The organism is Polyangiaceae bacterium (genome assembly GCA_020633205.1).
Classification (GTDB): Bacteria; Myxococcota_A; Polyangia; order Polyangiales; family Polyangiaceae; genus JAHBVY01.
Genome location: JACKEB010000012.1, coordinates 770,817 through 782,984, shown reverse-complemented (window position 1 = coordinate 782,984; position 12,168 = coordinate 770,817). Strand labels below are relative to the sequence as shown.

12 protein-coding genes and 2 tRNA genes are annotated in these 12,168 nt (G+C 65.0%); 5 read left to right on the top strand and 9 right to left on the bottom strand.

Features of this window, described 5'->3' with window-relative positions; translation table 11 throughout:
* Positions 1-4: 4 nt before the first annotated feature.
* From H6718_15465 to H6718_15455, 3 genes are all read right to left on the bottom strand, one after another.
* On the bottom strand, positions 5-1,300 hold the full coding sequence (locus H6718_15465) for an ABC transporter substrate-binding protein (GenBank protein MCB9586797.1): 1,296 nt from the start codon (positions 1,298-1,300) through the stop codon (positions 5-7).
* Positions 1,297-2,373, bottom strand: coding sequence for an ABC transporter ATP-binding protein (locus H6718_15460; protein ID MCB9586796.1), 1,077 nt, complete (start codon positions 2,371-2,373; stop codon positions 1,297-1,299). The genes H6718_15465 and H6718_15460 overlap by 4 nt, the downstream gene beginning before the upstream one ends.
* A 143-nt stretch (positions 2,374-2,516) precedes the next feature.
* Positions 2,517-2,786, bottom strand: coding sequence for a hypothetical protein (locus H6718_15455; protein MCB9586795.1), 270 nt, complete (start codon positions 2,784-2,786; stop codon positions 2,517-2,519).
* Between H6718_15455 and H6718_15450 the strand changes: the two genes are divergently transcribed.
* Both H6718_15450 and H6718_15445 read left to right on the top strand, forming a co-directional pair.
* The gene (locus H6718_15450; protein ID MCB9586794.1) at positions 2,785-3,819 is read left to right on the top strand and encodes an SUMF1/EgtB/PvdO family nonheme iron enzyme; all 1,035 of its coding nucleotides are present in this window, start codon (positions 2,785-2,787) and stop codon (positions 3,817-3,819) included. The genes H6718_15455 and H6718_15450 overlap by 2 nt on opposite strands.
* A gap of 20 nt (positions 3,820-3,839) precedes the next feature.
* Positions 3,840-4,769 carry an SGNH/GDSL hydrolase family protein gene (locus H6718_15445; GenBank protein ID MCB9586793.1) on the top strand — a complete coding sequence of 310 codons (930 nt, stop codon included), beginning with the start codon at positions 3,840-3,842 and terminating at the stop codon, positions 4,767-4,769.
* 2 nt (positions 4,770-4,771) lie between these two features.
* On the opposite strand, the gene H6718_15440 is transcribed toward H6718_15445, so the two are convergent.
* The 4 genes from H6718_15440 to H6718_15425 all read right to left on the bottom strand — a co-directional run bounded on the left by H6718_15440 (position 4,772) and on the right by H6718_15425 (position 7,719).
* Positions 4,772-5,056, bottom strand: coding sequence for a hypothetical protein (locus H6718_15440; protein MCB9586792.1), 285 nt, complete (start codon positions 5,054-5,056; stop codon positions 4,772-4,774).
* A gap of 89 nt (positions 5,057-5,145) precedes the next feature.
* A complete protein-coding gene (locus H6718_15435) occupies positions 5,146-5,988 on the bottom strand; it encodes an AraC family transcriptional regulator (GenBank protein MCB9586791.1) in 843 nt (280 codons plus the stop codon).
* Positions 5,989-6,137: 149 nt separating this feature from the next.
* Positions 6,138-6,302, bottom strand: a complete 165-nt coding sequence (locus H6718_15430) for a hypothetical protein (GenBank protein MCB9586790.1) — start codon at positions 6,300-6,302, stop codon at positions 6,138-6,140.
* Between the two features lie 7 nt (positions 6,303-6,309).
* Positions 6,310-7,719: an MATE family efflux transporter gene (locus H6718_15425; protein MCB9586789.1), complete on the bottom strand. Its 1,410-nt coding sequence runs from the start codon at positions 7,717-7,719 to the stop codon at positions 6,310-6,312.
* A 62-nt stretch (positions 7,720-7,781) separates the two neighbouring features.
* On the opposite strand from H6718_15425, the gene H6718_15420 reads away from it, so the two are divergent.
* Positions 7,782-8,147, top strand: a complete 366-nt coding sequence (locus tag H6718_15420; GenBank protein ID MCB9586788.1) for a hypothetical protein — start codon at positions 7,782-7,784, stop codon at positions 8,145-8,147.
* Positions 8,148-8,431: 284 nt separating this feature from the next.
* Here the strand turns inward: H6718_15420 and H6718_15415 are convergent.
* Positions 8,432-8,503: transfer RNA gene (locus H6718_15415), tRNA-Glu, on the bottom strand.
* 117 nt (positions 8,504-8,620) lie between these two features.
* Positions 8,621-8,694: transfer RNA gene (locus tag H6718_15410), tRNA-Gln, on the bottom strand.
* A gap of 390 nt (positions 8,695-9,084) precedes the next feature.
* On the opposite strand from H6718_15410, the gene groL reads away from it, so the two are divergent.
* Both groL and cysC read left to right on the top strand, forming a co-directional pair.
* Complete coding sequence (gene groL, locus H6718_15405; GenBank protein MCB9586787.1) at positions 9,085-10,779, top strand: chaperonin GroEL; 1,695 nt, start codon at positions 9,085-9,087, stop codon at positions 10,777-10,779.
* A gap of 186 nt (positions 10,780-10,965) precedes the next feature.
* Positions 10,966-11,580: an adenylyl-sulfate kinase gene (cysC, locus tag H6718_15400; protein ID MCB9586786.1), complete on the top strand. Its 615-nt coding sequence runs from the start codon at positions 10,966-10,968 to the stop codon at positions 11,578-11,580.
* The last annotated feature ends 588 nt before the right edge of the window (positions 11,581-12,168 follow it).

Sequence of the window (12,168 nt, the reverse complement as noted above, 5' to 3'; positions counted from 1 at the left end):
AGGTTCATCCGGCACCTCCAGCGCCCGGGATCTCGCGCTCGGCGAGCTCGCGGGCCTGTTTCAAAGACTCAGCCGGGTCCGCGCCAGAGAGCACGATCTTCTCGAGCCTCGGCTGCACGATCTCGCGCTGGATGCGGAACAGGTGAGGGGACCAGGGCCAGGCGAAGGCGACGCTCAGTTGATCGTAGGCCACCCGGTCGTTTGGATGCTGCTTGTAGTAGCCGTCGCGCTCGAGCTGCTCGATCGCCGCGCTCGCAACCGGCATGTAACCGGTGCTCGTCGCCCACTCGATGGTCTGCTCCGGCAGCATCATCCAGCGCAAGAACTCCCAGCCGCCGCGCTTTTGCGCTTCGGGCGCCGACTTGAGCATCACGAAGAAGGTGCCGCCGCTCGGCACCGCGGCGCGCGTTTCCGCGGGGAGTGGCGCGGCGACGACGGGGAACTTCGCGTTCTCCTCCAGGTATTTCAGGAACGCGGTGCTGGTCCAGATCATCCCGACGCGCTCCGCCAGGAAGTCCTGGTTCGTCACCTCCCAGGCGCTGTAGTCGCGGCCGGGTGGCGGCTTCATGATCTTTTCTTCGCTCACCATGCGCCGCCAGAGGCGCGCCGCCTTGACGCCCGCGTCGCCACCCAGGCTCACAGTGCCGTTCGGTTCGATGATCTGCCCACCGGCTTGCCCGACCAGCGCCGCCCAGAACCACCAGTCGATGGGGCACTCGAAGCCCCAGCGCTCGGTTTGATCGCCTTTGCGAAAAGTGAAGGTCTTGGCCAGGGCGATCATCTCGTCCCAGGTCTTTGGCGGCTCGGCGTTGTGACGCTTGAGCCAGGCGCCGTTTAGATAAGCGATCGGTGTCGAACGATTGAAGGGCAGGGCGACTAGCGGGCGCTCCTCACCCCCAACCCAGGATCCGGCTTGGGCCAAGGCTTTGACGAGACCGAGATCCTTCGCGCCGGGGTAGCTGTCTAAGGTCTCGAGGACGCCTGCTTCCGCGAGGTAAGGGATCACTTCGCCGACGACGTGACTGACCGCGGGCACCGCCTTGGCGGCGGCAGCGGTACGGAGCTTCGCTAAGTTCTCGAAGTAGTCGCCCTGAAAGACGGCGTGGACCCAGTTCTCGCTCTGGCTCTGGTTGTAGCGATCGACGAGCTTCTCCAGCACCTTGCGGTTCTTGCCGCCGTAGCTGAACCAGAACGGCACGAGCTGGCGCCCTGGAGGTACGCCGCGATCCTCGCAGCCAACTAGCCCCGGAGTTGCCAGCGCTGCAGCGCCGCCGAGCCACGCGCGGCGCGAGATCTTCACGCGCTCTCCGAGCTAGAGAGCCGCTTGCCGCCCTCTCCAGCGAACCAGTGGAGCCCGGCCGGGTCGAGGGCCGCCCGCACTTCGCTGCCGACCTCCGGCGCGTCGAAGCCTTGCGTTTTCGCACGGATCCAGAGCGGCCTGTCGGTGCCTTCACCCAGGGAGAGCTCGAGGTGGGTCTCTGCACCGAGCGGCTCCCGGGTCACGACCGTGGCTTTGAAGCCAATTTCGGCCTCCCGCGGCTCACCCAGGTGCACGATCTCCGAACGGATCCCCAAGCATAGCTTTCCCGAGTGCGGCGCAGGGACCTCGAGATCGCCAAGCCGGAGCGTGCCGTCTTTAGTTTCCCCGGGGCAAAGCGCCATGGGTGGGCTCCCGAAGAAGCCCGCAACGAAATCAGTCGCCGGCGCCTCGTAGATCTCCCGCGGGGTGCCCAGCTGCTCGAGCTTGCCGGCGCGCATCACGGCGATCTGGTGCCCAAGGGTCATCGCTTCGACTTGATCGTGGGTGACGTAAACCGCCGTCGCCCCAAGCTCTCGCAAGAGCCGCCCAAGCTCCACTCTGAGCTCCGCTCGCAGCGCCGCGTCCAGATTGCTGAGCGGTTCGTCGAACAAGAAGACTTCTGGCCGACGCACGATAGCGCGGCCCATGGCTACACGCTGACGCTCACCGCCGCTCAGCTGATCTGGACGGCGATCCAAGAGGTGCTTGATGTCGAGCAACTCGGCCGCTTCGCTCACGGCCTTGTCCCGCTCCGCCGGCGGCACTTTGCGCATCTTGAGCGGGAAGGCGATGATGTCCCGCGCCCTCATGTGGGGGTAGAGCGCGAAGCCCTGAAACACCATCGCGACGTCGCGAGACTGGGGCGCGACCCCGCGCATGTCTTTCTCGCCGATCGCAATGCGTCCAGCGTCCGGCTCATCGAGCCCGGCGATCATGCGCAACGTGGTGCTCTTACCGCAGCCCGAGGGCCCCACGAGGCACAGGGTCTGGCCCGCGGGCAATTGCAGGCTGAGCTTGGCGACAGCGGGTCGATCGGCCCCGGCAAACCGGCGCTCGACGCCGTCCAGGGTCACTGATGCAGCCACGTCGCCCCCCTTGCGTCGCAAACACTTCGCGTGGTGCTATGCCGGCCCTCGATGCCACAGCGGCAGAAAAGCAAACCAGCCCGGCGCCACGCCTCTTCGAGCGATCCCTCCATGAGCGGCGCGCATCGTAGTCACAAAGGATCCCGCTTGCTAAGCCTCGCGGCGCTCTCGATCTGCGCTCTTGCGCAAATCGCCTGTGACGATTCGAAGTCGAGCGCCGGTTCATCGACATCTCCAGCCGTTTCTTCGGGTGGGGGGAGAGGTGAGCCAGGTACCAACCGAGCCACCTCGAGCAGCGGGGAGGGACTGGCCAGCGCCGCACCCAGCGCGAGTGACGTTGCCCCGGAGAGCTCCGCAGCCGCGAACACCGCGAGCAAGCCGGGCGCTTGTCCCGACGGCATGATCCGCATCCCCGGCGGCGAGTTTTGGGTCGGCTCCCGCAAAGGCAGCGGCAGCGACGAGGAGTGGCCGCGCTTCAAGACCAAGCTGCAGCCGTTCTGCCTCGACAAGACCGAAGTCACCGTCGACGCGTACGAAGCCTGCGTGAAGGACGGCAAGTGCAACCAAGCGAGCTCCAAGCATCGCTTCTGCAACCTGCGCTGGGAAGGCCGCGGCAAGCACCCGATCAACTGCGTGGACTGGCACCAGGCGGCTGCCTACTGCAAGGCGCAGGATGCACGTCTCCCCACGGAAGTGGAGTGGGAGTTCGCGGCGCGCGGCGGTGAAGAGTACCGCGCCTACTCCTGGGGCAGCGAAGATCCGGATGGCCGAACCTGCTGGAAGCACCCCGGCGGCTCCTGCGAAGTGGGCAAGTACGCGCCCGGCGCGTTTGGCCTGCTCGACATGACGGGTAACGTCTGGGAGTGGACCTCGTCGAGCTTTGGGCCGTACCCGTGGCCCGCCACGAACAATCTCTCCAAGGTCTACCGCGGCGGCAGCTGGAGCCGGCGCTTCAACAAATGGATGCGCACACCGCTCCGCAATCGCTTCCCGCCGAAGAGCCAGGGCTCACACCTCGGCATGCGCTGCGCGGTGACGCCGAGCGACGTGAGCTGCCCGGCGGGGAAGGCAGAGGACGGCAGCTGCCTGCGCGAGGTGCTGGAGCTGGACTGCCCGGCAACGGAGAAGTGGAACGGCCTGCGCTGTGCGAAAGAAGGCGCACCGCCGTGCCCCGAAGGGCGCAAGGAGAAGAAGGGCTTTGGCTGCGTGCTGGAGCACGAAGCCGACGGTCCTGCGCCTGAAGTGGCGAGCAGCCCAGTCACCCGCAATCGCACCGCGGGCTTCGACTCCGACTGCGACGCGCACTACCCGGGCAGGCCACATGCCTACCAGTACGTCGGCGGTACCCACGCCAAGCGCAACGCCGTGAGCGGCGGCGCAGGCTGCAAGAACCGTGACGTTGGAGTCGGTTGGAACTCTTGCTGCTGCCCCTGAATTGATACCCGGCGCAGTGTTTGATCCCCAAGGCAGTGTTGATCCCCAAGGCAGTGTTGATCCCCAAGGCAGTGTTTGATCCCCAAGGCAGCGTCGATCCCCAAGGCAATGACATGAAGCACTCTCAGCTCTCCGCGCTAGCGTCGAAACTCACCTGCGGTCTCATCCTGCTGGGCGCTGGTGCGTTTGCCTGCAGTGGCGCAACACCACCGCCCGCAGAGCCCACGCCGCCACCGAGCGAGACGAGCGAGGTCTCGAGTGTGACCACGACCCACCCCGCGCCAGAGACGTGGGATGCATCAACCGCGCCGACGGCGTCCGACGCGGGCGCGCCCACGGCTGACGCGGCCCCCGAAGCGGAGGCGCTCAGCGCGCCCCTGGAGCTGCCAAAGGGCAGCGTGGTGCTGCACATCGGCGACTCGTTCGCAGGGGCTCTGGGGGTACCGCTCAACGAAGAGCTGCGCTCCCGGGGCCTGGTGAGCCACCTGCGCTTCAAGACGGCTTCGTTCATCCCGAACTGGGCTGGCGGCTACGATCTCGGCGCCTACATCGCCCAGCTGAAGCCAGACTTGGTGCTGATCACCCTCGGCGCGAACGAGATGGCGATGAAAGACCCCACGCTGCGGGTCCCCTTGATCAAGAAGATCGTCAAGCGCCTGAACGGCACGCCTTGTGTATGGATCGCGACGCCGCTGTGGGGCATGGACAACGGGCTGATGGATCTCATCCGTGACAACAGCGCGCCCTGTCGCTTCATGGACACGAACAAGATCCACCCTGGGATGCCTCGCCTGAGCGACAAGATCCACCCAACCATTGCCGCACGGAAGGGCTGGGCGAAGGTAGTCGTCGAGTGGCTGCAGAACGAGCGCGAGCCCACGCCTGCTCAGGTGTGGCACCTGAAGGGCACACCGGTCGGCGCCGAGCCGGAGCCTGGCGCGGCGAAGTAGGCTCAGCTCAACAGAAACTGGAACCTGTCCGCCGCGCGGTTCGGCGCGATTTCAAGGATCTCCGTGCTGACGACGCCGTGCTCGACGAAGGGATCCGCCGCGAGGCGCAGCTCGAGCGCTTCACGGCTCTCGCCGTGAACTACGATCGCGCCGCCGAGCTTGGGCTGCAGCGTACCGATCAGCTGAAAGGCGCCGTCAGCGAGTCCCTGGTGGATCCAGGCGTTGTGGGCGGCCATGTGGGAAGCAGCAGCTTCCCGCTTCGCGAACTTCAGAAGGACGATGAACATGCCCCGATGCTTGGGGCGTCACGCTCGCTCTGCAAATGTCCGAGACGCTCAAGAAGTTGTCCGCGCGTCTCGATCCGCGGGGGAACGCATCAGTCTTTGAGCTTGAGGTGGATCTCCGTTTCGAGTTGGTCCGGTGGTGTGTCCTGGGCGCTGTTGAGATAGGTCTCGAACAACGGCACCTCACCTGGCTCCTGACCGGAGCTTGGCAACCAGACGGAGAACAGCTCGTCGTAAGCCTCCGAGAGCCCACTATACGGGCCCTTGTGGAGCATCACGGCGTAGCGCCCACCCGGCAAGTTCAGCTCCTCGAGCGGTGCTTCGACGGGAAATTCGGCGTTTACGATCACTCCGCAGTGGCTGCGGAGCTCCGGGCTCTGCACCGCGTGCGGGTCGTCATGGAACACGCAGGCCATGCCCTGGTTCTGATCCATCAGGTTCCGCGCGGCAAGTGTCCCGAACAGCTGATTGATGGCCAGCGTCAGCTCTTGATAGGGCCCGCGGTGTAGAATGCCAGCCAGGCGGCGGGCGGGTTCAGTGCGGATTTCAACGGGTCTGGTCATGTGTTTCTCTCCTTGACGTAGGTTCAATAGTTGAGGTCGGTGTGTGCCGCGCTCGCGATAAGCACCGGGTGGCAACCCGTACATCTCACCGAAAACGCGGGTGAAGCTCGCGACGTTGGGGTAGCCGACGGCTTGCGCGATCTCTGCGATCGGCAGGGTGCCGAAGGTGAGCCAGGTGGCTGCGCGTTCCATGCGCACGCGGCGCACCATATGAGCCAGCGTTTCCCCGGTGATCCCGCGAAACACGCGGTGAAAGTGGTAGGGGCTCAGCGCGGCTACGCGAGCCAGGCGATCGAGATTCAGGTCCTCAGCGGGGTGATCGTGCACCTGGTCGATCACCCGCATCAGCCGCCGTTCGAAGTCCGTCGTCATGAGGTGCGAGCACTGTGGCACGCAGCGGCTTTGCAAGTCTTGCTGAGTTGAGGTCTTCGACGGATGGGTGAGCAGCTCGAGCACGCGTCTGAGCTGTTCGTGGCGAGGAGCCCTGGCGGAAACGTGAATCAGCCGCGGCAGCCGCCCGATCAGGGGGTGAGGGGAGCGCTGCAGGCGCTGCCCCGCTGAACTGAATGCACCGCGACCTCTGCCAAAGGGTCGATGGAGAGGCCCCACGGCCGCACCAACGTTGCGTGACTGAGGCGCGTCTCAGCGAGCCAAGTCGCCATCACGATGCCAGCGAGCAGAGCCATCTCAGCCTTATGCTTCGACTTTCGCTCGTGTCCACCACGGACCAGCGAACAACAGCACGCAGCACGCGGTGCGCACCATCCAGTCGACGGTGCTGGCACCCCACACACCGAAGGTGCCCCAGCCGAGTTCGATGCCGAGCCAGATCACCAGCGGCAGGCGCACACCGATGATACCGAGGATGGTCACACCCACCGGCAAGCGCGTCGCCCCAGCACCTCGCAAGGCGTCGGAAAGCACTGCGGCGTACGCCATGAAGGGCTGAGAAAGGGCCAGCAGCGGCGCCGCCTTGAGGCCCTCCTCGATGAGACCGGCGGCGCTACCTTCCGCCGGGGTAAACAGCTCAAGGGTTAGCGGCGCGGAGAGCCAGATCAAGAGGCCAAATGCGCTCAAAAAGCCAGCGGCTAGCATTGCCCCAAGGAAACCCGCGCGGCGCGCCCGCGGGATGTCACCGCGCCCCATGGACTGACCCACCAGCGCCGCCGTCGCGACTCCAAAGCCCTGGGCCGAGAGGAAGCACACCGACTCGAGGGTCACCAGGGCCTGATTGCTGGCCATCACCAGCGGCCCTAGGCGAGTGATCACGCTGACATACGCCAGAAACCCCAGATGAAAGATCACGCGCTCGACCACCACCGGCACCGACAGCCGCACGATTTCGCGCCGTGCGATGGTGTCCGTCTCCTCGGGGATCTTCCAGAACCCAGCGGCGCTCACCGGGCATTCAGCCTTGAGCAAGCTCCTCAAGATCAAGAGCGCCTGCACACTGAACGCAACGCTCGAGGCGATCGCCGCACCGCGCACGCCGAGGCTCGGCACACCGAGGGGCGCGTAACCAAAGATCAGCAGCTGGTTCAGTCCCACGTTGAGCACGTTGCTGACGACCGCGGCGCGCAGCGGCGTCTTGGTGTCGCCGCTCGCTCCAAGCACCATCGACGCGCCCGTCGCGATAAAGAGCCCGGGAAAGCCCAGCAGCGCCACCCGCAGGTAGCTCACGGAAAGCCCTTGAATCGTTGGCGAAGCAGGGCCGATCAGCGCCGCGATCTGCGGCGTGAGGAGCCAACCAACGACTGCCACACTCACCCCCGCAAACCCCGCCAAACGCACCACGCTGCGGCTCGCTGCCTGAGCCCGCGCAAAGCGTTCGGCACCGATATTGCGCGCGACGACGCTCACGCCGCCCACGCAGAGCGCCATGAACACGCTGAACAGCGACCACACCACCGGTCCCTGCACCTGCATGCTGGCGAGGGCGTCCCGTGAGTAACGCCCAAGCATCACGCGATCCGCGAGGAACACGAGGGTCTCCAGCAAGCTGGTCGAAGCCGCTGGGATCGCCAACGCGAGCAGCTGCTTGCCAAGGCTCGCCGAAGTCGCCGTGCTCGAAGGAGCCAGTTCGTTTGGGGGAGAGGAAGCCACGGGAGTCGCCGCCCGTCGCCATAGCTCAACCCACAGGCAGCTGGCGAGGGTAGACTCCGCGCGTGGACCAAGCGGAGCGCAGCTGGACGTTGGGCGAGATGCTGCTCTTCAGTTTCGTAGCGGTTCTGATCTTGGTGCTGCTCTTCATTCCGCTGTTCGTCGCGCCGCGGTTCGAAGGCATGTACCTGGATTTTGGCGGCGGCGCCCCAGCGACTTCCCGATACTTCTCGCTACGGTTTGCCACTTCCTGGTGGGGCCCCTTTGGAGCCGCGCTGGTTTGCGCTGGCTGCCTGCTCGTGGGTGCACTTGGACGGGGCGCAAGCCGCAGCGTGAGCTATGCCCTGGGCGCGTTGCTCGGCCTGTTCGCAATTGGATTCTGCATGTACGGCTTCTACGTGCCGATCTTCGACCTCACCGACAACCTCTAGCGTGAGAAGTCAAAGCGGAGAAGATTGTTCGGAGCTGCAGCAGCACGAACCAGCGATTCCTCATGGAAACAGCCACTGGGTACGCCTCAAAGTTCCGCTCGGCAGCGCACTGGCGCAGGCACATACGGAGTCAACCGCGCGGGCCTGCGGGCGCCCGCCAGGTCAGTGTTCGGAACACTGGATTCCACGTCCCCCACGGGCCGGCGGGGGCCACGTCAGGGCACCGCAGGTACATACTTTATGAACCGCGCGGGCCTGCGGGCGCCCGCGCGAGAAGATGTCAGTGACCCCAACGAGATTCGAACTCGTGTTACCGGCGTGAGAGGCCAGTGTCCTAACCGCTAGACGATGGGGCCGGTTTGCTCCGTCAAGGGAGCGCATATCCAATCAAGCTAGTGTCTGATTGAGACCTTCGAAACCTGGCAGGAAACGGTGTCGAAGGCAGCCACGTTTCACCTCGTTCGAGGGAAAACTGGCTGGGGGACTAGGATTCGAACCTAGATAACAAGTACCAGAAACTTGCGTCCTGCCGTTAGACGATCCCCCAAGAAGAAGCGCCACGACCTGCTCTCGCAGGCAGTGGAAGGAAGCATCGCGGACGCTAGCTTGAGTAGACTAAGAAAGAGCAGCCAGGAGTGCCGAAGCCCTCCGTGACGGGGAGCGCTTGCTACCCTCAATCGGAGACCAAATCAAGGCCGCGACACACTTTTTTTCCGCATGGGCCCTCGCGGGGTTGACCTGGCCGAACCAAGACATACTCTCCGCGCGCGCAAGTCGGCGGCGTGCGTTCACGCAGTAGATCGCTGGTTTGGGCCCTGCGGGCGACCTTTTCGGGACCGCCCGCACATTGAATGACCTGTCCGCGCTCGCAGAAGCGGCGCAAGAGCAACCTCGGGTCGGGCGCTGCCCGGCAACCAACAGAAAGATCAAAGGACCCATGGGAAGCAAGCAGATCCTGTTCCGCGCGCAGGCGCGCCGCGAAGTGCTCGCTGGCGTCGACGCGCTGGCCAACGCCGTGAAGGTGACCCTCGGACCGCGTGGACGGAACGTCGCGTTGGAGAAGAGCTGGGGCGCCCCGCACATCACGAAGGATGGCGTGAGCGTAGCCAAGGAGATCGAGCTGGACGCCAAGTTCCAGAACCTCGGCGCACAGCTGGTGCGCGAGGTCGCGTCTCGCACGAATGACAACACTGGGGACGGCACCACCACGGCGACCGTGTTGGCTCAGTCGATCTTCCAGCAGGGCCTCAAGTACCTCGAGGCCGGCGCCAGCGCGATGGATCTGAAGCGCGGCATCGACGCGGGCGTCACCGCCATGGTCGAGCACATCAAGGGTCAGTCCAAGAAGGCGAAGGGTACGGAAGAGGTCGCCCACATCGCGACGGTCAGCGCCAACGGCGACGAGACCGTGGGCAAGATGCTCGCCGAGGCCTTCGACAAGGTCAGCAAGAACGGCGTGGTCACCGTCGAAGAGGCCAAGGGCCTCGAGACCGAGATCGACGTCGTGGAAGGCATGCAGTTCGACCGCGGCTACCTCTCGCCGTACTTCGTGACGAACCAGCAGCACCTGACCTGCGAGTACGATGACTGCTACATCCTCGTGCACGAGAAGAAGCTGACGAGCCTGGCGGACTTGGTCCATGTGGCCGAAGCGGTGAAGGACGCTGGTGCGTCGCTGCTGATCATCGCCGAGGACGTCGAGGGCGAAGCGCTCGCGACCCTGGTGGTGAACAAGCTGCGTGGCGTGCTGCGCATCGTCGCCGTGAAGGCCCCCGGCTTCGGCGATCGCCGCAAGGAGATGCTGAAAGACATCGCGGTGCTGACCGGCGGAACCGCGTTCATGGAGGACCTCGGCCGCACGCTGGAAGGCGTGACGCTGAAGGATCTGGGCCGCGCCAAGCGCGTCGAGATCTCCAAGGACGAGACCACCATCGTGGGTGGCGCTGGCAAGAAGGCGGACATCAACGGCCGCATCGCGCTGCTTCAGCGCCAGATCGAGGAGACCTCCAGCGACTACGACCGTGAGAAGCTGCAAGAGCGCCTCGCAAAGCTGGCTGGCGGCGTGGCGGTGCTCAAGGTGGGCGCCCCGACCGAGCCCGAGATGAAGGAGCGTAAGGATCGCGTGGAGGACGCGCTCGCCGCGACCCGCGCGGCCCTGGAAGAGGGCTACGTCGCTGGCGGGGGCGTCGCGTTGTTGCGCGCCACCGAGGCGTTGAAGAGCCTCAAGCTTGCAGGCGACCAAGAGCTCGGCCTGCGCCTGCTGGAGCGCGCCGCGAGTGCACCCCTGCGGCAAATCGCTCACAACGCTGGCGTCGAGTCCGAGGTGGTGTTGGCGAAGGTCGCGGCCGGGAAGGGTGGCTTCGGCTACAACGCCCGCACCGAGTCCTACGAGGACCTCACCAAGAGCGGCATCATCGACCCCACGAAGGTCGTGCGTAGCGCCCTGGAGAACGCGGCAAGCGTCGCCGGACTGCTGCTCACCACCGAGGCGTTGGTGGTCGACAAGCCCGCGCCCGCCGCACCCGGCGGTGGCGGCATGGATCCCATGGGCGGCATGGGTGGAATGGGCGGCATGGGTGGAATGGGCGGCATGGGTGGAATGGGCGGCATGGGCGGATTCCCCATGGATTGACCTGCGTTTCACCTCGTGAACACGCTGCGGGCGGCGCCGAGAGGTGCCGCCCGTTGGCGTTTGTGACTGCCAGCTCCGGCTAACGTGGATTCGCAATCTGTGGGTTTCCGGGGCGACCGCGTGCAAACTAGCAGCGTCCCGCGAGACTTCATCCGCGCGGAAACCATCGAAGCGAAGGGCAGGGCGATGGCGGACTCAAACATCAAGTGGCACGCCGCGAGTGTCAGCCGGGAATTGCGCAGTAGCCTGCATCGCAACCAGGGGGCGGCGGTTTGGCTCACGGGGTTGTCCGCGTCGGGAAAGAGCACGCTGGCGAGGGCCCTGGAGCGCCGCCTTGTAGAGCGCGGCATCTTCGCGTACGTGCTCGACGGCGACAATCTCCGGCATGGTCTGAACAGCGACCTCGGCTTCTCCCCAGAGGATCGCCGCGAGAACATCCGGCGAGTTGGAGAGGTCACGGCACTGTTCGTGGACGCGGGCGCCATCGTGATCAGCGCCTTCATCTCGCCATATCGGGGGGACCGAGACCGCGCTCGGGAGCTGATGCGACCTGGTGAGTTCCTGGAGGTCCACGTGGATGCGCCCGTCGACGTCTGTGAGGCGCGAGATCCAAAAGGACTCTACGCCAAGGCGCGCGCTGGAAAGCTCAGCGACTTCACCGGGATCTCCGCTCCGTACGAGGCGCCGCTCCATCCAGAGCTGGCGTTGCGTACCGACCAGCTGAGTGTGGAGCAGAGCGTGGCTGCACTCGAGGCACTCTTGGGCGAGCGCCAGCTGCTGGTTTCGGTGAGCGACGACTGAGGCGCCGCGTGTCCCGCATAAGACCGTGGGCCGACGGGAAACCACCGTTTTCCCCGCAAAACCCGCAGCCGTTAGTTAACATAATCTATCTTATGCGAAGTTGCGTGTGGGTTTGGGGGTGAGGTGCCCCTGACAGCTAGACCGCCTCATCAAGCGTCGGCCACTACACGTCGAACTTCGTCCAGTCACTCAGCACACATCATCGAACTCAAGCCGGTCCAGCCAGCCCACTCAACCCAAGCTCCGTGGAGAACCCGAAGTGGCAGCGCACAGCCACAGTGCCACGGTTGCTGACTGGACCGACCGACGAGTCGTCACGCAACAACCGTCGGTCCGCGCGCGAGGTTCGCGCCGAGAATCCCGGCGTCACTCGCCATATCCCTGAGATGAACTCAGGTCGTCGAGGCCACGGCCAATCAATCGCCGGCGCACGCCCTTGCTTTTACGATTTTACGATTTTGAGAAAAGCGGCGCTCTGATGGTCAGCGTTTACGAATTTGCGATTTGTGATGCATGCGACGACGGTTACGATTTGACGATTTAGGATTTTCGGAATCAGCGATTGCGATTTTACGATTCGAGCTTGCC

Excerpts from the sequence above, each read along its gene's own strand:
- H6718_15435 (MCB9586791.1), bottom strand. The coding sequence starts at position 5,988 with ATGACGACGGACTTCGAACGGCGGCTGATGCGGGTGATCGACCAGGTG.
- H6718_15430 (MCB9586790.1), bottom strand. The coding sequence starts at position 6,302 with ATGGCTCTGCTCGCTGGCATCGTGATGGCGACTTGGCTCGCTGAGACG.
- H6718_15450 (MCB9586794.1), top strand. The coding sequence starts at position 2,785 with ATGATCCGCATCCCCGGCGGCGAGTTTTGGGTCGGCTCCCGCAAAGGC.
- H6718_15455 (MCB9586795.1), bottom strand. The coding sequence starts at position 2,786 with ATGCCGTCGGGACAAGCGCCCGGCTTGCTCGCGGTGTTCGCGGCTGCG.
- groL (MCB9586787.1), top strand. The coding sequence starts at position 9,085 with ATGGGAAGCAAGCAGATCCTGTTCCGCGCGCAGGCGCGCCGCGAAGTG.
- H6718_15440 (MCB9586792.1), bottom strand. The coding sequence starts at position 5,056 with ATGTTCATCGTCCTTCTGAAGTTCGCGAAGCGGGAAGCTGCTGCTTCC.
- cysC (MCB9586786.1), top strand. The coding sequence starts at position 10,966 with ATGGCGGACTCAAACATCAAGTGGCACGCCGCGAGTGTCAGCCGGGAA.